Origin of the sequence: Phaeobacter sp., from assembly GCF_022825805.1 — a bacterium.
In the GTDB taxonomy this organism is placed as follows: Bacteria; Pseudomonadota; Alphaproteobacteria; order Rhodobacterales; family Rhodobacteraceae; genus Phaeobacter.
In genome coordinates this window covers 1-18,846 of sequence record NZ_JAJDWC010000014.1, presented here as the reverse complement: position 1 = coordinate 18,846, position 18,846 = coordinate 1, and the positions used below count along the sequence as shown (strand labels likewise).

General features: G+C 61.0%; 16 protein-coding genes and 1 tRNA gene. 12 read left to right on the top strand and 5 right to left on the bottom strand.

Going from position 1 to position 18,846, the window contains the following annotated elements:
* The 5 genes from Q0C28_RS01035 to Q0C28_RS01015 form a co-directional block, all read left to right on the top strand.
* The coding region (locus tag Q0C28_RS01035) for an FAD-dependent oxidoreductase (RefSeq protein WP_293572790.1) at positions 1–1,105 on the top strand (1,105 nt) is incomplete at its 5' end.
* Between the two features lie 16 nt (positions 1,106–1,121).
* Positions 1,122–2,510, top strand: coding sequence for a HAMP domain-containing sensor histidine kinase (locus Q0C28_RS01030; protein ID WP_293572789.1), 1,389 nt, complete (start codon positions 1,122–1,124; stop codon positions 2,508–2,510).
* 181 nt (positions 2,511–2,691) lie between these two features.
* Positions 2,692–2,768: transfer RNA gene (locus Q0C28_RS01025), tRNA-Arg, on the top strand.
* 306 nt (positions 2,769–3,074) lie between these two features.
* Complete coding sequence (locus Q0C28_RS01020) at positions 3,075–3,833, top strand: hypothetical protein (protein ID WP_293572788.1); 759 nt, start codon at positions 3,075–3,077, stop codon at positions 3,831–3,833.
* A gap of 18 nt (positions 3,834–3,851) precedes the next feature.
* Complete coding sequence (locus tag Q0C28_RS01015; RefSeq protein WP_293572787.1) at positions 3,852–4,814, top strand: LuxR C-terminal-related transcriptional regulator; 963 nt, start codon at positions 3,852–3,854, stop codon at positions 4,812–4,814.
* Between the two features lie 129 nt (positions 4,815–4,943).
* Here the strand turns inward: Q0C28_RS01015 and Q0C28_RS01010 are convergent, their stop codons facing one another.
* Positions 4,944–5,861 (bottom strand): LysR family transcriptional regulator, encoded by a 918-nt coding sequence (locus Q0C28_RS01010; protein ID WP_293572786.1) that lies wholly within the window; start codon positions 5,859–5,861, stop codon positions 4,944–4,946.
* 111 nt (positions 5,862–5,972) lie between these two features.
* On the opposite strand from Q0C28_RS01010, the gene glyA reads away from it, so the two are divergent.
* Both glyA and Q0C28_RS01000 read left to right on the top strand, forming a co-directional pair.
* On the top strand, positions 5,973–7,238 hold the full coding sequence (gene glyA / locus Q0C28_RS01005; RefSeq protein ID WP_293572785.1) for a serine hydroxymethyltransferase: 1,266 nt from the start codon (positions 5,973–5,975) through the stop codon (positions 7,236–7,238).
* Positions 7,239–7,426: 188 nt separating this feature from the next.
* Positions 7,427–8,734 (top strand): D-serine ammonia-lyase, encoded by a 1,308-nt coding sequence (locus tag Q0C28_RS01000; protein WP_293572784.1) that lies wholly within the window; start codon positions 7,427–7,429, stop codon positions 8,732–8,734.
* 91 nt (positions 8,735–8,825) lie between these two features.
* Here the strand turns inward: Q0C28_RS01000 and Q0C28_RS00995 are convergent, their stop codons facing one another.
* Positions 8,826–9,797, bottom strand: coding sequence for a helix-turn-helix domain-containing protein (locus Q0C28_RS00995; protein ID WP_293572783.1), 972 nt, complete (start codon positions 9,795–9,797; stop codon positions 8,826–8,828).
* 254 nt (positions 9,798–10,051) lie between these two features.
* Between Q0C28_RS00995 and Q0C28_RS00990 the strand changes: the two genes are divergently transcribed.
* From Q0C28_RS00990 to Q0C28_RS00975, 4 genes are read left to right on the top strand one after another with little or no spacing between them, the layout of a single operon-like run.
* The gene (locus Q0C28_RS00990; RefSeq protein WP_293572782.1) at positions 10,052–10,636 is read left to right on the top strand and encodes a YceI family protein; all 585 of its coding nucleotides are present in this window, start codon (positions 10,052–10,054) and stop codon (positions 10,634–10,636) included.
* Positions 10,633–11,064, top strand: coding sequence for a cytochrome c family protein (locus Q0C28_RS00985; protein WP_293572781.1), 432 nt, complete (start codon positions 10,633–10,635; stop codon positions 11,062–11,064). The genes Q0C28_RS00990 and Q0C28_RS00985 overlap by 4 nt, the downstream gene beginning before the upstream one ends.
* 49 nt (positions 11,065–11,113) lie before the next feature.
* Positions 11,114–11,611: an RNA polymerase sigma factor gene (locus tag Q0C28_RS00980; protein WP_293572780.1), complete on the top strand. Its 498-nt coding sequence runs from the start codon at positions 11,114–11,116 to the stop codon at positions 11,609–11,611.
* Positions 11,601–12,407, top strand: coding sequence for a hypothetical protein (locus tag Q0C28_RS00975; protein WP_293572779.1), 807 nt, complete (start codon positions 11,601–11,603; stop codon positions 12,405–12,407). The genes Q0C28_RS00980 and Q0C28_RS00975 overlap by 11 nt, the downstream gene beginning before the upstream one ends.
* 139 nt (positions 12,408–12,546) lie before the next feature.
* Here Q0C28_RS00975 and Q0C28_RS00970 read toward each other — a convergent pair whose 3' ends face one another.
* The 3 genes from Q0C28_RS00970 to Q0C28_RS00960 all read right to left on the bottom strand — a co-directional run bounded on the left by Q0C28_RS00970 (position 12,547) and on the right by Q0C28_RS00960 (position 17,007).
* On the bottom strand, positions 12,547–13,941 hold the full coding sequence (locus Q0C28_RS00970) for a PepSY domain-containing protein (RefSeq protein WP_293572778.1): 1,395 nt from the start codon (positions 13,939–13,941) through the stop codon (positions 12,547–12,549).
* A 77-nt stretch (positions 13,942–14,018) separates the two neighbouring features.
* Positions 14,019–14,399, bottom strand: a complete 381-nt coding sequence (locus tag Q0C28_RS00965; protein WP_293572777.1) for a hypothetical protein — start codon at positions 14,397–14,399, stop codon at positions 14,019–14,021.
* A gap of 142 nt (positions 14,400–14,541) precedes the next feature.
* Complete coding sequence (locus tag Q0C28_RS00960; protein ID WP_293572776.1) at positions 14,542–17,007, bottom strand: CoA transferase; 2,466 nt, start codon at positions 17,005–17,007, stop codon at positions 14,542–14,544.
* A gap of 104 nt (positions 17,008–17,111) precedes the next feature.
* Here Q0C28_RS00960 and Q0C28_RS00955 point away from each other — a divergent pair, with 104 nt between their 5' ends.
* Entirely contained in the window at positions 17,112–18,137 is a 1,026-nt protein-coding gene (locus Q0C28_RS00955; RefSeq protein WP_293572775.1) for a LysR family transcriptional regulator, read from the top strand.
* Positions 18,138–18,846: the final 709 nt, after the last annotated feature.

Genomic DNA, 18,846 nt, shown 5'->3' with positions numbered 1-18,846 from the left:
GTTTGGTGTCCGGGTGATCCGCGAATACGGTGCCTTTGTCGACGAGAAGGTGGTCGAGGCTGGCCCGTTTCGCATCACGGCGCGCCGGATTGTGATTGCCACTGGGTCATCGCCATTCGTGCCGCCGATCAACGGCCTGGACGATGTGCCCTATGTTACCAATGAAACCCTGTTTGATCTGCGAGAGCGGCCCGAGCACCTGCTGATCATTGGCGGTGGCCCCATCGGTATGGAGATGGCACAGGCGCATCGCCGCCTGGGCTGTGCGGTTACCGTGATCGAAGGCGCCAAGGCGCTGGGCAAGGATGACCCGGAGCTGGCCGAAATCGTGCTACAGCAGATGCGCGACGAAGGCATCGACATTGTCGATCAGGCGCCTGCCGATCACATCAGCCAGACCGAGAGCGGCGGCGTTCGCGTCACCACGCAGGATGGCCGCATCTTCGAAGGCAGCCATCTGTTGATCGCGGCCGGGCGCAAAGCGAACATCGACAAACTGAACCTGGAGGCCGCAGGCATCCGCCACAATCGCGCCGGGGTGGTCGTTGATGACAGCCTGCGCAGCAGCAATCGCCGGGTCTATGCCATTGGCGATGTGGCAGGCGGGCTGCAGTTTACCCATGTGGCGGGCTATCATGCTGGAGTGATCATCAAATCCATCCTGTTTGGCCTGCCCTCCAAAGCCAAGACCAATCACATTCCCTGGGCGACCTATACTGCGCCGGAGCTGGCGCAGGTCGGTCTCACCGAGGCGCAGGCCCGTGCGCAGCACGGCGACAAGATGGAAGTGGCGCGCTTTGACTATCACCACAACGACCGCGCCTTGGCCGAGCGTCACAGCACCGGCCTGATCAAGGTGATGGTGGTGAAGGGCCGCCCGGTCGGCGTGTCCGCTGTGGGCCATCAGGCGGGTGAATTGATGTCGCTGTGGTCCATGGCCATCGCCAACAACATGAAGATGAGCCAGGTCGCGGCCATGGTCGCGCCCTATCCGACAATTTCCGAGATCAACAAACGTGTTGCGGGGGCCTATTTCTCGCCGCGTCTTTTTGATAGTCCAAGGGTGAAACAAGTGGTGCGCTTTGTGCAGCGCTGGCTCCCGTAATGCCGGAAGGGGCGGAATGCTCAATACCTTATCAGGCCGATTCCTGATCCTGACCACGGTTTTCGTCATGCTGGCGGAAATCCTGATCTTCGTTCCGTCCATTGCCCGATTTCGGCTGGATTACCTCTCTGACCGGTTGGAGCGGGCGCAGATCGCCTCGCTGGCGCTGTTGGCTGATGACATGCTGGAAACCGAGCTGGAGGCCGAGCTGCTGGAAAACGCAGGGGTCTTTAACGTGGTGTTGCGCCGCGACGAAGTGCGCCAGTTGGTGCTGTCTTCGCCGATCCCATCGCCCATTGCAGGCACTTATGATCTGCGCAACAGCAGCCCCTTCACGCTGATTGGCGAGGCCATGGGGCGGCTGATCACACCGGACAATGAAATCATCCGCGTGATCGGCGCGCCGGTGCGGGATGCCGGGCTGCTGATTGAAATCACCATCGAAACTCAGGGGCTGCGCGCGGCGATGATCGATTATGGCGTGCGGATCCTGATCCTGTCCGCGGTCATCTCGATTTTCACGGCGGTGTTGCTGTTTGCGGCAGTGCGCCGGTTCATGGTGAAGCCGATCAAAGGGGTGATCGGCTATATGCAGCGCTATGCGGCGGCGCCAGAAGACGCCCGTGGTATCATTCATCCCAGCGCAGGCGTGGCAGAGCTGCGTGAGGCCGAAGAGGCGCTGATGAAGCTGCAGACCGAACTGACCCAGGCGCTGAAACAACGCGAACGGCTGGCGCAGCTGGGTGGGGCCGTGGCCAAGGTCAGCCATGATCTGCGCAATATCCTGACCTCCGCGCAGCTGTTCACCGACCGGATCGAGATGAGCGAGGACCCTCTGGTGCGCAGGCTGGCGCCCAAGCTGGTGAATTCCATCACCCGCGCGGTGTCGCTCTGTGAGGGCACGCTGGCCTTTGGCCGCGCCGAAGAACCGGCACCGACCTTTGGCCATGTGGCGCTTTACGATCAGGTCGAAGATATCTTTGAAAGCGAAGGGTTAGCGGGGCGTGACAAGGCCTTGGTCAGTTTTGCCAATGGGGTGCCGCCGGATATGCGTCTGCGTGCGGACCCGGAGCAGTTGTTTCGCATCATGATGAACCTGGTGCGCAATGCCCGCCAGGCGATCGAGGCCACGGGCAAGGCCGGGCAGATCATGATCGATGCCCGTGAGGATGGCGACAGTTGGTGGATTTCAGTGGCCGACAGTGGCCCGGGCCTACCCATCAAGGCGCGTGAAAACCTCTTCACCCCGTTTCAGGGCGGTATTCGCAAGGGGGGCACCGGCCTTGGCCTTGCCATTGCCGACGAATTGGCGCGCGGCCATGGCGGCATGGTGGTTCTGCGCAGCACGGGCGAAGAGGGAACGGTGTTTGACATCTGCCTGCCCAAAGGGGACGGCGCGATCTGACGTTTCTGCAGGGTGTTGCCCCATGCCATTGCGGCCCAAGTGCTGGCGGGAAATCCCAGGCTCGATCCGACCTGCATTCTACCTTGATCTGACCGCCGCAGCCGGGAAATGACAAAAGCCGCAGGTTTTCGGGTTTTTGGGGTTGCGCCCCTGCGCCAGTCCCAGTAAACCCCGGCGCAGTGGACCGATAGCTCAGCTGGATAGAGTACTTGACTACGAATCAAGGGGTCGGGGGTTCGAATCCTCCTCGGTCCGCCACTTACCCCTAACATCGCTGATAAAGCTGCTGCGTTGGATTGAGTGCCTGTTGATTTGGGCTCTGGCCTTTCGGATGCTGGCCAAGTTGCTGCACCCCTCCCGCGATGTCTGATCGCTCCTCCGGTTTACGAACCGCAGAACCAGCCGTGCTCCCAAAGTGATTGCACCGATCCTGCCTGCGGGCGGGCGACATCGGCGCGCTTGGCTTGGAAACCGTGCTGCGCTGGGCCTATGGTGCCTTTAGGCATCATTGGCGCGGTTGGGTTTTGTGGAACTGTGTGGTGCAAGCCAGAGGGAGATTCCACCATGCACCAGATCATTGCGCTTTGGTCTCATCCGCGTTCGATGTCCACGGCTCTGGAACGTGTGATGCGCGAACGGGGTGATCTGGACTGCGCGCATGAGCCGTTCATGTATGACTATTACGTCAATCGCAGCGTCCGGGAGATGCCGCATTTCGAGGTGCAGGAGGATCATCCGCACTCCTATGAGGGCATTCGCGACATGCTGCTTGCGCGCGCCGAGGCGCGGCCGGTGTTTTTCAAGGATATGAGCTATTACGTGATGCCAACCATCCTGGAGGACGAGGTGTTTGCCGCGCGGCTGACCAATTGTTTTCTGATCCGCAATCCGATGGCCGCGATCCCGTCGTACTTCAAACTGGACCCTGAGGTGACGCTGGATGAGATCGGCATCGAAGCGCAGTGGCGTCACTATGATGCGCTGAAGCGGGCGGGGCAGGATCCGGTTGTCATCGAAGCGGAGGCTGTGCGCGGCGATGCACGCAGGGCGTTGGCTGCGATGTGGGACAAAATCGGATTGCCGTTTTCAGAAACCGCGTTCGACTGGCAGGGTGGGCCGCCAAAAGACTGGGAGCAGGTCGGGGGCTGGCACAATGATGTCGGCGCGTCCACCTCGATCCGGCCGCTGACGTTGGATGACATCCTGGCACAAGAGCGACGATTTTTTGAACAGGCCCGCGGGGAGCCGAGAATGATGGCATATCTGGAGCATCATCTGCCCTATTATCTGCGCCTCAAGGCGGCAGCTTTTGCCGCATATTGACCTGTGGGATGCGCATCTGTGGAGGATACTGGCGAGGTCACTGTGACGCTGTTGAACACACTCCCGGCTGTTGTTGATGCCATCGGGACCTTGGCGTTTGAAAAGCGGCTTGCCGATATGCTGGGCGCGGTGGTCGAGCATGATTTCACCACCATGGCGCGGTATTCCACCCAAAATGCGCCAGCTTTCCTGATCCACTCCCACAGTTTTCCGGCGCATCTGGCCGAGCTGTATCTGGAGACATTTGTGTCGGCGGATCCCTATGTTCGATATTGGTGCGCAACCCAATGTCCCGGTGTTGTCTGGCTGCAGGAGGTCGCGGCGGACGGCAAGCACTGCACCCAATACCGGGATGTGTTTCTGCCCCAGATCGGGGTGAGCGATGAGCTGGGCGTGTTTCTGCCGCCGCTCGGGACTGATGCGATTGCTGTGTTTCTCAACCGACGGCGGGGCGTGTTCTCCCACCGTGAGGTTGACCAGCTGCGCGAGGTTTATCCCGTTGCAGCGGCTCTTTATCGGCAGCATATCCGCGCCATGATCCTGTCGGGAGAGGTGTCTGGCTCGCCCTCATTCGGTCGTCCCATGCGCGCCACGAGCCGCACCGGGCAGACAATTTGGCTGACCAGCGAGTGGCAGGATCAGCAGGGCGAAACGCAACCGCAGCTCTGCACCGCGATTGCCGAGGCGTTTGGCGTCACAGACAGGTACATCTGGACACCCGCCTCGCAGCAACGCGATGTATCTGGTCTGCAGGCCGATACCTTCGACATCTGGGCGGATCAGATCAGGCTGACCCCGCGGGAGCGTGACATCGTGCGGCTGGTCCTGCAGGGGGAGAGCAGCCAGCGGATTGCCGAGACACTGCAGCGCTCGCCCGGTACGATCAAAAACCACAAACGCCGGATCTACAGCAAGTTGGACATCACCTGTGAGCGAGAGCTGATCCTGATGTATGTCGCGGCGGTGTCACGGCCCCGCTGAAGATCGCCATTCATCACAGCATGTCATCACCGCATGTCATCATCGCGGGCCATGACTGTCACGGGCCGTACCTGGCGCTGGCCATAACTATCGCGGGCCGTACCTGTCGTGGATCGGGGCCATCCTGTGTCAGGGCGCGTCGTGCGCGGTTGGTCCTGTGGCAACAGTTGGGGGCAGCAGGTGGGCGCGGATTTGTTCGTAGGTTGAGGTGCGGGCAAAGGCCGGGGTGGTTTCCAGCACAATGCGCGCTTGCAGATCGAGGCTGGCTGCAAAGGGGCGTTGCAGCTCTCCTCGGTCGAGCATGGGCTGAACCAGCGCCTCATGGGCAATCAGCACGCCACCACCATGGCGGGCTTCCTCCAGCGCCACCGAAAACAGCGAATGAACAGTGCCCGATCTGGGCACGTCCTGACCACCGGGCTGGGCTGACAGCCACATGTCCCAGTCATCGGTCCAGGCACCATCATGCAGCAGCGTGGCGTTTTTGAGGTCGCTGATCTGATTGAGGCCCTGCGCCACCTCTGGCGCGCAGACCGGAAAGATCCTGTCACGGCAGATGTCCATCCTGTGCGGGCCAAGCGGGTCGGTGCTGTAGAAGATCGTCAAATCAAAGGGTTCACGCGCCAAATTGGGCGGCGTGTCCAGCGCAACAACCGAGATTGCGAGGTCAGGCGCGGCCTTGCGCAATTGGCTCAACCGGGGGGGCAGCCAGAGCTGCGCGATGGCGGGCAGGGCGGCCAGTTTGATCTTCTCGGGGGCGGCCTTGGTGCGCAGATCCTGAACCGCCGCGCCCAGGTGATCAAAGGCGCGGGTGAAGCCCGGCAACAGCTCCTGTGCCAGCGGGGTGAGCACCACGCCGCGGGCATTGCGGATGAACAGCGGTGCTTCGGCCCAGGCCTCCAATGATTTGATGTGCTGGGTGACAGCGCCGGGGGTCACCGACAACTCGTCCGCTGCGGCGGTGAAACTGCCCAGCCGGGCCGCGGCTTCGAAGGCGCGCAGAGCGTTCAGATGCGGACCTTTTGGGCGAAGGGGAACAAGCGCCATGATCAATGCCTTAGTTTTTCTACGGCAAAGTTATAGCAATACTGATTTGCTGTGAACAGGCCCCGGATCGCATGTTCGGCCCAGTTCAATTTGTGATGCGGAGGAGCCGTCATGTCACAGCATTTCACCCAACCCGTTGCACAGGCCGACCCGCTTGTGGCCGCGGCTTTGGGGCAGGAAAAACAGCGTCAGCAGGATCAGATCGAGCTGATTGCCTCGGAAAACATCGTCAGCCGTGCCGTGCTGGATGCGCTTGGTCATGAGATGACAAACAAGACGCTGGAGGGCTATCCGGGCAACCGGTTCCATGGCGGTGGCCGGTTTGTCGACGTGGTCGAGACCGCAGCGATTGAACGCGCCAAAGCGGTGTTTGGCTGTGACTATGCCAATGTGCAGCCGCATTCGGGCAGCCAGGCCAACCTGGCGGTCTTCTTTCTGCTGCTGAAGCCCGGCGATCGGGTGCTGTCCCTGGATCTGGCGGCGGGCGGTCATCTGAGCCATGGGCTGAAGGCCAATCTGTCGGGCCGCTGGTTTGAGCCTTTTCACTATGGTGTGGACGCTGAAAGCGAGGTCATTGATTATGACGCGCTGGAACGTCAGGCGCAGGAAATCCGTCCCAAGCTGATTATTGCGGGCGGTTCGGCTTATCCTCGTCAGATCGATTTTGCCCGGATCAGCGCCATCGCGAAACAGGTCGGTGCCTGGTTTCACGTGGATATGGCACATATTGCCGGGCTGGTTGCCGGTGGGGCGCATCCATCGCCCTTTCCCCACGCTGATATCGTTACCTGTACCACCACAAAAACCTTGCGCGGTCCGCGCGGTGGGTTGATCCTCACCAACACCGAAGAGTGGTTCAAGAAACTGCAATCTGCGGTCTTTCCGGGGGTGCAGGGATCGATCCACAGCCAGGTTCTGGCCGCCAAAGCCATCTGTCTGGGCGAAGCGCAGAGCCCGGCGTTCCGGGAGTATGCCGCGCAGGTCACTGCCAATGCGGCAATCCTGGCGGAGACCCTGCAGGCGCGTGGTCTGCGGATTGTATCCGGTGGCACCGACACGCATCTCGTGCTGGTGGATTTGAGCCCGAAGGGCATCACCGGCAAACGCGCGGAAACGGTGCTGGAGCAGGCCAATATCACGGCAAACAAGAATGCGATCCCGCAGGACAGTCCGCGCCCGCCAGAGTGGGTCGGCCTGCGCTTGGGCACGGGGGCGGCAACCACGCGGGGCATGGGAGCTGAGGAGTTTGTCGCGCTTGGCGAGATGATTGCTGATCTGGTGGAGGCCGAGGCCGCGCAGGAGACCGAGGCGACGGTTGCGCGTTGCCGCGCCCAGGTGGCGCAGCTGTGCGCGGCCTATCCTGCCTACCCAGCCTAGCAATACGCCCGCTACAGGCGCGACTTGCGTCTGTTGCAAGACCCTGCCGGGTGTTCACCACGGCAGGGTTTTTCTGTGAATGGCCGGGCAGCCCCGTGCGCAGCCACAACCGGGCAGATGGGGCGTTTTGGGGGTGAAGCCGCCGCAGAAACACGGCAGGTTATGATGCAAATGAATAGGATATTTTGATGACTGACAGAGTGTTGCAGCGGCTGCGGGATCTGGAACCGCTGCTATGGATCAATCCGAAATTGGGGCCGGTTGGGCAGGCCGAGGTTCCGGTCAGCCCGGCACAGGTTTTGCAGGCCGAAGACAATTGGCGGGCGCTGGCGCCCCTGTTGCAGCGTTGTTTTCCCGAACTGGCCCAGAGCGGAGGCGTGATCGCGTCAGACCTGATTGAGGTCGACACTTTGGCGCGGGCAATGGACGCGGGCGCGGTTGGCCGTTTCTTTGTGAAAGGGGATCATGCGCTGCCCGTTGCCGGATCAGTCAAGGCACGTGGTGGGATTTATGAGGTCTGTTTGCATGGGCTGTCGCTGGCCCGCGCGCTGGGCCTGATCGGGCCCGATGATGGCCCAGAGGCCTTGGCCGATGGCGCCGTCCAAGCGCGGTTTGCAGACTATACTATCGCTGTGGGATCAACGGGAAATCTGGGGCTGAGCGTTGGTTTGGCCGCGCGGGGGCTTGGGTTTCGGGCGGTGGTCCATATGTCTTCTGACGCCAAGGCGTGGAAAGTCGCGCGTCTGCGCCAACACGGGGTCGAGGTGGTTCAACACCCGGCTGATTACGGCAAGGCCGTCGCGGCGGCCCGCGCAGCAGCGGCAGCGGATCCGTCGATTTACTTTGTCGATGATGAACGCTCCGAATTGCTGTTTTTTGGATATGCGGCGGCAGCGGCCGAATTGCGGGATCAATTGCAGGCCCGGCAGATCCCGGTGGATGCGGATCATCCCTTGTTTCTGTATCTGCCCTGCGGGATTGGCGGGGCGCCGGGTGGTGTGGCCTATGGGCTGAAACAGGTGTTTGGCGATCACGCGCATTGTTTCTTTGTCGAGCCTGCGCAGTCGCCCTGCGCGTTGGTGCAGTTGGCGGCAGGTCTGGAGCAGGTGGTTACCGTCTATGACGTGGGGCTGACCAACAAGACCGAAGCCGATGGCATGGCGGTTGCGGAGGTCAGCCAGTTTGTTGCGGCGGTCATGCAACCCTTGTTGAGCGGGGTCTACACCGTCCGGGACACGGATCTGTTCCGCTGGCTCGCCCTGGCGCAGGAGCACGCGGCGCTGCAACTGGAGCCATCGGCTGCCGCCTGTCTGGGTGGTCCGGCAATGATCTACAACAGCGCCGAAGGGCAGCGCTATCTTGCAGAGCAGGGGTTGGCGCAGAAAACGGAACAGGCCTGCCATGTCATGTGGGCCACGGGCGGCAGTCTGGTGCCGGCGTCGGAATATCAGGGGTTCCTGGACAAAGGGCGGCAGCTGTTGAACAGCGATCACTAAGGGGCGGTTGTTGATGGCCGCCCACTAACGAGCGGTCGCTGATGGGCTGCTTGCAAGGTGCGTTGCCGCGGACAGATGTGGCAGCGCGCTATCATCCGGCTGCGCCGCAGTAGCGCCGTTTGCGCGTGTCGCCAGGCAACTCGCCGTAGCACGCGCGATACCAGTGCGAGAGGGTGGAGGTTGCGGAAAATCCGCTGGCAAGGCTGACCTGGATCAGCGGCAGATCGGTTTGGGTCAGCAACTGACGCGCGTGTTCCAACCGCAGACCGCGATAGGCGGCCATCGGGCTTTGATCCAGTTTGTTGCGAAAACTGCGCTCCAACTGTCGTGGGGAAATCGCAAGGCGCGCGGCCAGTTGGCGCGCAGACATCGGCTCTTCGATATGGGCGCGCATCAATGCAAGCCCGCGCAGCACCAGATCATGCCCCTCTGCCATCCGGCTGAACCGGTGAAACAGCGACAGCTGGTTGCCCATTCCATCGCGCACCAACCCGATGTCTGCTGCCACCGTTTGGCTGAAAAACGTGCCGTGATCCTGCGCCATCATATCAAGGATCATATGCAGCGCGGCAATGCCGCTGACCGCGCTGTGCAGGCGGCCATGGACCCAGGCGGGATCTGATGTGGCGGCCAGCGGAATGCCATCTTCGCGCGCCGCGATCGCCAGTCGTGGGTGAGCAACCACCTCTTTGTCTTTCAGCCCCGGCACCCCCGGCAGCAAGAAGGCGGCGCCACCCACCACACCGATGCGATGGGCTGACGGCAGTTTGCGCCGCAGAATGCTGCGGGTGTTGGCGCTGACCTGCCAACGTTCAGAGCTGGAGCCCAGCAGCACCAATGTGCGATTGCGGTTCTTCAGGTCCAGCGACCAGAGGCGATCCAGCCGATGGCTGAGCGTCATCCGGTAAAGCGGCTGCCCCGCAAGCGTGTTGGCCGCATCCAAGAGATCCTGACAGGCGTGGATCGCCAGGCTGTTGTGCTGGTGCGGGCAGATAAAGGTGAAACTGCAGGTCTGCAGACCTGGGTCACGGTGACGCTGTGGTGAGGGCAGATCATCATACATTGGTGCATTCCTGAAGGGACGGGGCAACAATTGCGGGCGCAGCCGTCGCGGGCAAATCAGTAATTCTGATTTCCTGGGTCAGTAATTCTCAGCCTGGCTGGAATGCTCCACCCGGCTGGCAGGGCCTATGGCCGCCGGTGGCAGGGATCCATCGCTGCCCAAAACCGTGAATAAAAAAAGTTCAGATAGTTTTCGGAGCTGAGGCGTTGTCTTTGGTAGGGACGCCGTTGTCCCGGAAAAGAGGGAGAAACTTGATGAAAACAGTCTTGGGATGTGCCGTGGCCTGCCTGCTGTCCGCAAGCGCCGCATTTGCCGGTGGCCATAGTGTGTGGAAATCCGTGGACGCCATGTCCAGCGTCGCCTTTGGCTCGATCAAGGCAAATGAAATCGGCGAGGTGCATCATTTCACCAAGGTCGATGGCACCGTTGGCGAAAATGGCACCGTCACCGTCTCTATCGATCTGGGCTCTGTGGAGACCAATATCGACATTCGCAACGAACGGATGGTCGAGCATATTTTCAAGGCTGCAGCGCCCACAGCGGTGCTGAGTGGAACCGTGGATCTGGCGGATTTCGACAGTCTCGCGGTGGGTGATACCGCGCTGAGTGCATTCGAGGGTGTGTTGCAATTTGCCGGAGCGGAAGCAGATATCGACGCTGACATGTTGGTGGCCCGCCTCGGCGAGGATCGCGTGCTGGTGACCACGGCTGATTTCATCATGCTGTCGACCTATGATCTGGGCATTGATCCGGGTCTGGACGTTCTGCAAGAGCTGGCGAGCCTGGACAGCATCACCCGTGCGGTGCCGGTGACGGTTCGGATGGTGTTTCAAAAATGAGCGCGGATGTGACCGTTTCCCAGCGTCCTGGCGTGTTTCGCGGTTTGGCGCGGGCGGCGCTATGGTCTCTTTCACTGGCTGGCTTGCTGTCGCTGTCCCTGCCTGGGGCGGCCCTGGCTGCTGGGGATGTGAAGGCCGGGAAATCCGTCTTCAAGAAATGCAAAGCCTGCCATACCGTGAAGGAAGGCAAAAACAGGGTCGGACCATCGCTGTTTGGCATTGTCGATGCGCCTGCAGGAGCGGTTGAGGGGTTTCGCTATTCCGATGCTCTCGCCCAGTCCGGGCTGGTTTGGGATGACGCGACGCTGGCGGCGTTTCTCAGCGCCCCGCGCGAGGTGGTGCCTGGCAATCGCATGGCATTTCCTGGGTTGAAGAAACAGAGCGATATCGACAACCTGATTGCGTATTTGACGGCTCAATCAAAATAGGGGCGTGCCTTTGGTTTCATTCTTCAATCCAACGTCGCAGGACGCCGCGGTGAGAGAAGGCCTGGCCCAGGTGTTCCCGCGGGTTTGGCGCTATGCGCTGAGCCTGACGGGAGCCAGGGCCGAGGCGGATGATCTGGCCCAGGCGGCCTGTCTGCGGGCGATGGAACGGGCGGATCAGTTTTCGGCCGATGGCCATCTGGACCGTTGGGTGTTTCGGATTGCCCATAACCTGTGGGTGAGTGAAATCCGCAAGCAAAAGGTGCGGCGCGGCAATGGTCTGATCGGCATTGAGGTCGCAGATATTGTCGATCCGACGCAGAACGCTGAAATGCAGCAACAGCGCCGAGAGCTGCTACAAAGTGTCCTTCACCTACCGGAAGCACAGCGCCATACGGTGATTTTGGTCTATGTCGAAGGGTACAGCTACCGGGATGCTGCCATGATTCTGGATGTGCCCATCGGCACAGTGATGAGCCGCCTTGCGGCCGCGCGGGCGACCTTGTCGAACAAGTTCCGCGCAGAGGAGAAAGAGCGCGATGCGAGATAGATTTTTCACCGACGAAGAACTGACCGCATTCCTCGATGGCGAGGAGGAGTTTGCTCCGATGGAGGCGATCGCCTCTGCGTTGGAGAGCGATCCTGCTTTGGCCAAACGTCTTGAGGCGCTGGATCTGGACCGCGCGATGCTGGCAGAGAGTTTTGCGGGCTTGCAGCCGGATCCTGCCGTTTTGGAACATGCCTCTGCTGGGGCACGCGCCCTCGCTGCAGGGGACAGCGCAACGCTGGGTGGACCGTTGGCTGGACCAGGGTCACGGTTCGGCCGTCTCCGTGGGCTATGGGTCGGGGCCGCGGGCGGGGCGGTTGCGGCGGCTTTGGTGATCGGCTTCGCGCTTGGCAGCGTGGTCAACCCGGCGCGACAGGGCTGGGCGGAGTATGTGGCGGCGTATCAGGCGCTTTATTCCAACAGCACGCTGGCGCATATTGATTTGTCGACTGCGGAGAAACAGGCGCAGTTGGATCGCGTCAGCGCTTCGATTGGCAAATCCATCGCCATCGACAAGCTGGAGGTGTTTCCCGAGGTAAAATTCGCGCGCTCGCAGATTCTCAGCTTCAAGGGGAAGCCGCTGATTCAGTTGGCGTTTCTGACCAGCACAGGAGAGCCTTTGGCGCTGTGCATCATGCGGGCCAGCGACCCTGTGGACAAAGCACCGGAGCTGCGCCGTATGGAAGGGTTGAGCACCGCATTGTGGGATCAGAACGGCTATCGCTACATCTTGATTGGTGGGCAGGACGACGCGTTGATCGGGCGCATGTCAGCCAGCCTGTCCGGGTTGGATGTTTGATCTGTCGTCAGCGCCGTGGTGCCGTATGTGAGCGATCACGTCTGAAACGCGATGTCGGACCACCACGTCCTAACCACGGTATCTGAGTGATCAGTGACCCTGCGCGACAGCATCTTGGCCATCGCGCAGGGAACATGGTTCAGGTCAGCCGGGCGCGCAGCCAAGGCAGCTGTGACAGCACAACGGTGTCCAGCAGCAAAACGGTCAGCAGGGCCAGCCCGGCCATCGGGAAGGCCATCGCGACCGTCAGACCAACAAGCAGCGCACCGCGCCAGACGGGCAGCTCTTTGGGCATCGGTGGTGCGGCCAGGCGCCCGGCGCCTGCGGGGCGTCGTTTCCACCACAAAATGACGGCGCTGGCGCAGAGGAACAGAACCCCCAGGCAGATCGCGGTGTTGGCCAGTACGGACCAAAGCCCCAATGTGCCCATATGCAGGGCGATGCCGACCGCCATTGCTTTGCCTGCCCAGGAATAGTCTTCGAAGCGGACATCAGCCAGGATCTTGCCGCTGTACTGGTCGATGTGCGCGGTTCGATCCGAGGTTGGATCAAGGCTGTCCGTGCTCATGGAATCACGGCTCAGGGTCCAGACGCCGGTTGGCGTTTGCGGCAGGCTCATCTGGTAGCGTCCGGTAAAGCCGATGTCGCGGGCCAGGGCATCCACGGTGTCGATTGTCACGCTGCCTGTGCGTATCCCATCGGTGCCTGCTGTGCTGCCGGAGGCGGGCAGCGGGGTCTGTTCCAAGGCCCATGGCACCTCGCGGCGGTCGTGGTCCAGCGCGGCGTGGGTCAGGTCAGAGAGCGGGACAGCATCCCATTTTTCTGCAGGAAACTGGCTCCAGGCTTGGACCATTTTGCCGCCCCAGATACCGGCCCAGGCCAGTCCCGAAATCAGAAACGCTGCGAGGAACAGGCTGGTCCACAAACCAACAACCCCGTGGAGCGATTTCCAACTTGCCCGGCTGCTGACGGGCTGGACGGTTGGCACCGTGGCCTTGCGCCAGCCAATGCGTTTGGGCCACCACATGTACAAACCTGTGGCGATCAGCACCAATGTGAGCGAGGCTGCCGTTTCCAGCATCCGGTCGCCGGTGACGCCGAGCATCAGATTGCCGTGCAACGCGTCGGCAAAATCGTACCAGCCCGTGCGCCGGGGGAAGGTTTCGATCACCTCGGCGGTGTAGGGGTCGACGGCGACCATGGTGGCTTCGCCGTCGTGATCGACGCGGAAGAGCGCGGCGAGATCGTCGGATCGGGGCGCAACATATTGGCGCAGATCCCCGCCGGGAATTGCGCTGAGTGCGGCCTCTGCCTGAGCGGAGACGGCCATACTGTGCTCTTGTGGGAGAACGGCGGTGCGTTCCCCGTCGCGCCCGTCAATCCAGGCGATCCAAAGCATCGCCATGCCCGTCAGCGCCAGTGCAGCCAGGAACGGGAGAACGATGAGGCCCGTGTAGAAATGCCAGCGCCAGGCGGCATAGTAGAGTTTTTGCGCACCCAAAGAGGGCTGCGCAGCAGATGTTGAGTGTGTCATTGCGGTGGCTCCATGCCTTATGCAGGCCCTCCGATGTGGATCGGGGGCCGGATTATTGGGTGATCAGGTTGAACAGATCACAGGCGTGGAGGGGCTCGCGTCGGGTGGGACAGATCCAAGGCAGCACGGGCGACCACCAGAACGGGTGCCGGGTGCTGCGGTGCCGGGCGCTGGATCAATGCCAGTGCGGCGTTTTGGGGATGCTCCGGCAGGAGCGCGGCGCTCACCAGTCGGCAGGCCTCACACTGAGACATGGTCCCGTGGTGGCTGTCGGTGTCCTCAGCGCATAGATCCGCAAGGGATCCGCCTGCGGCGAGGAAGGCGGTGAACTCTGGCGAGGTCTCCGCCGTGTTGATCCGATGCCCAAAGCCAATCCCAATGAGCCCGACCACAAGGGTGAGCACAGGGAGCAATTGCCAGGAGGGCAAAGCCAGCTTTTTGGACCAAAGACGCCACATAGACACTGCCTATGGCCAAATCACAGATATTGCGAGCAAAAATATATGCAGGCGACGGGCCAAGACGCCGCAGGGACGATGGCCCGTCGAATAGAACAGCCTGCTATAAGGGTTTAGCAGAACGGCCTGTCAGAACGGCCTATCAGATCGGCAGATAGCGATCAGACCAACTGGTGCCCGCATCGCCGCGGTCGATCATTTCGGTGATCTGCGTGTCGCTGTATCCCAACCGTTGCAGGATCTCGCGGGTGTGGGCGCCGTATTTCGGCATCGGGCCGGGTATGGTGATTCTGCCCTGTTGTGGCCGCACGGCATTTGGGGCGACCAGATCACACCAGCGCCCCATCGGGTGCTTGTCATGACGGATGACGCGGAATGTGGCCTGTGACAGATCGATGTCGCCTTCGCTTTCCAATTGCAGCGCGGCGTCGCGCGTTTCATGCAGCGAGGAAAGCGGGACCGCAGCCGTTGACGAGCGTTGAAACATGGTTTGCCAATGCTGCAGCGGTTGGGTCGCAAAGCGATCTGCAAGGGCGGCCTGCAAATCCGCCTCTGGGGTGTCGGCCAGATCGGCGAGCTCTGCATGACGGGTCAGCATCTCGCGCTGTTCCTTAGGGGCGGCAAAGAAGAACCACCCGTCGCTTGCCTCATAGCAATGATAGAACGGACCCCATCCCAAAACCTCACGACCGGAGGGTTCATCGAATGGCGCGCGGGATTTGTGGTCATACATGAATTGCGCCTGGATCAGGTTTCCGGCCGCTGCCAGAGAGGCGCGCGCAATGCTGCCCTGGCCTGTGATGTGCAGGTCCTGCAGCGCCCCGCCCAGGGCCACGCAGGCGCAAAACCCGGTCAGCACATCGATGGTGCCGAAATGGGCGTGCTCTTCCGGCGTGTCCATACCGCCGCCAAAGCGCATCATCACCCCGGTGGCCGCCTGGGCCAGATCATCATAGCCCAGATGGTCTGATTTTGGCCCACGGCGAGGGCCGCCGAAGGCATCCAGCTGCACCAGAATCAGGCGTGGGTTGATGGCCTGCAAACGCTCTTGCGTCAGACCGAGCTGATCGCGTTGCGCATCCGTGCCGTTCATCGTGATGATGTCTGCCTCGGCAATCAGTTTGGCGAGGGCGTCCTGTCCGGCAGCGCTGCGCAGGTTCAGCAGAATGCTGTCTTTGCCACGTTGGGCATGGATGCCAAAAACAACGGTGTTCCAGGGATCAACCGAGGGTTCGACCGGCTGTACCAATGTCACCTGTGCCCCAAAGCGTGCAAGCGTGGAGCCGATGGTCGGGCCTGCAATCACATTGGTCAGATCCAGCACGCGCAGCCCATCCAGCCAGCCGGCACTACCGGTTGTCGCGGCCCCCTCGCGCACCGGGGCTTTCAGCAGTTGGGTCAGGTCTGCGGGGCGGGCGGGTGTTTTTTGCGTGGCACCCTGATCAGAGGAGAGCCAAGCGACATTGCCCATCTGTTGCATCGCGCCGTGAACAGGATCATCGACCGGCAGAATGAGCCCGGAGGCCAGCGCATGGGGGTCATGCAGCCATTCAGCCGTGTATCGTTGCGCCGTGGCGGGCGCTTTGGCGGCGCCAAACAGGGCCTCCCATTCATGGGCGGGTTTGGTCAGGAATGCCGCTTTCATCGCATCGGACAGGCGTGTCCGGTCTGCGGGGCCAACCGGATAGTTGCGCAATGACCAGTCCGCGGGCCAATCCGGACTGTCCAGATAGGCCGAGAAATCAGGCAGATCCGCCAGCAGCTCCTGCAGCCCGAGGGTTTCCAGAACGCGCCGGGGGTGGCTGGCGACCGAGCCGCTGACCACATAGAAGCCGCGACCGTCGGCACAGGTGTAGGTGCGATAAAACGGATCAAGGAATTCAGACAATTCGGCAAAGGCGAGGTTGAGCGGCAGCCCCTCCGCCAAGCGGCGGTCAATCTCGAGCTCGCGGGGGGATTTGTAGCGGTCCGGGTAATCTTCGATTTGTTCGCAATTGTAGACCAGACCTTCGAGCAGTGCGGTGGCCAGCGGCACTTCGATATGATCACCGCCGTTTGTGTCGCGCGCGGTCAGGGCAAACAGCACCGACATGGCGCCAAAACTGGCCCCATAAGCAGAGGCCAGAGCGAGCGGTGAAAACGACGGGTTGATGCCCATCAGTCTGCGGTTCAGTCCCATGTCGGTGAACTGCCCGGTGTAGGCTGCAATCACCGCTTCCCAGGCGGGCAGTTGGGCCAAATCCGGATCGGTGGAGGCAAACCCCGGTAGCGACAGATAAACCAGTTGATTATTAACCGCGCGCAGATCCTGGGGGCCAAGGCCCAGGCGTTGCATCACACCGGGGCGGAAGTTTTCAATCACCACATCGCTGCGTTCGGCCAGGGCGAGTGCAGTCTCGCGCCCCTGGGTGGTCTTCAGATCCAGCTCGAGCGTTTGTTTGCCGCGCGACAACATATCAAACGCCGGGCCGTCAAAGCCGGTGCCGCCAGGTGGGGTGATCCGGATCACCTCGGCCCCCATATCCGCCAGCATCATGCCGACGAGGGGACCCGCCAGGTAGTGGCCAAAATCCAGAACACGAATGTGGGCGAGGGGGCGGTGTGACATGGCAAAACCTCAGGCGCTGGGCGAATGACTTTGCGTTCGAGGCTACGGGCTGAGCGGCGTAATAAACACTGGCATTGTGGCTATGGGCTCCCTAAGAAAAAGTTATGGTATATTCTGTGCGACCGATATCTGGATCTCTCAATGCGCTGCTGGTGCTGGAGGTTGCTGTGCGACATGGCAACCTGTCTTTGGCGGCGCGTGAACTGGGAATGAGCCAGCCTGCGGTGTCCCGGCATATTCGCACGCTTGAGGGGCGATTGGGGCAGCCGCTTTTTGGTCGCAACAACAACCAGATTGCCCCGACCGCTGCGGCGCGACAGCTGGCGAAGGCGATTGCGCTTGGGTTTGGTCATGTCGATCAGGTGTGGAGCCAGATCTCCGCTGCGCCGGATCCTCAGGACGTGACGTTGGCCTGTACCTTCGGGTTTGCAGAACAATGGCTTATGCCACGGTTTTCTGATCTGCGCCGTTGTGTGGCTCCGGGGCGGGTGCGGGTGATGACGACCGACCAGCTGGGGGATATCGATCTCAGCCGTCTGGATGTGGCCGTTGTCTGGGATCCTGAACAGATGCCCGAGCGGCCCAGCTTTCCTCTGTTTCGTTCTGAGGTTTTTCCGATTTGCAGCCCGGATTTTCTGCGATCACACCCTTTTGTCCAAAGCGATATCGCGGCCTTGTCCGCAGATCTGTTTTTACATTTTGATGTGGGGGATTCCGGGTTTCTGACCTGGGCGGATTGGTTTCGCGCCGCAGGTGTGGCGGCACCGCATGTGGTGGCGGGTGCGGTGTTTGATGCCTATCCGTTCATGCTACAAGCGGTGCGGCGCGGCGAGGGGCTTGCGCTGGGCTGGCGCGGGTTGGTCGACGACGCGCTGCAATCGGGGGAGGTGATCCGCCTGGATCCGGTGGTGCGCGACCGTGACGTGTCATTTTATCTACAACATCGGCCCTTGCGCACCGGGCCCACCGCATCAGTAGGGGTTGCGTCGGGGGATGAGGTGCCAGGGGGTAAGGTGGCTGGGGATAAGGCGTCGAGGGATAAGACATCTGGGGATACAGCACTGGCTGCATTGCTGGATTGGTTCCGCACCGCAACCGACCAAGAGGGCGCGACGGCGCAGGACGAATGACAGGCGCGCACAAGAAAACGCCGCAGCAAGTTGTCTGAAACTTGACCTATTTCTTTGTATAGCCGCACCGGTTTGGGTGTATGAAACCCATCTGGAACGACGCCGAAGATGTCTGTCAGCTCACTCTTTGCACTTTGGTTGTCACCAACAGTACCTCTCGGCCACCATGTCCCCGGAACAGAACCGACTTGTTCCCCCTTGCCCAAGAAGGTTTTGATGCGAGGCTTACTCCTAGTCGCGGGCCACCAAACCAGTCGATCTTTCACGTTCTGTTTGTGTGTGTCCTCTTCAAACGCCCAAACTCGGGACTTCGATGGCCAAACCATTTCACCAGTGTTGGGGTTTTCAATGGCATAGTATAAGTTTGGCCTTTCTTTGGCAGTCTTTGCGCAGGTATAGTCTGCGTCTGTCCAAAGCCCCCTCTCATCACCATCAGAGTTTCCATAGTTCGATGATTGTCCATCAGACATCGCTATGAGACGTCTTTGCCAGCCTGCTGGGTCCTTCTTATCCTCCTTTGAGCGTTTGGCATAGACAACCACATAATCATGCATATCCGAGATGTTCGTGTAGCCGCAAAGCGATAATGTCACCCGTGAGCAATTCAGAAGTGTCACACTCCTCGCAAAACGATGTGAGGAAGAGCCGATATGGGATGGGTGATGATGAGCGAGCGCGAGTTGAACCGCGTAGAGATTTTGGCGCAGGT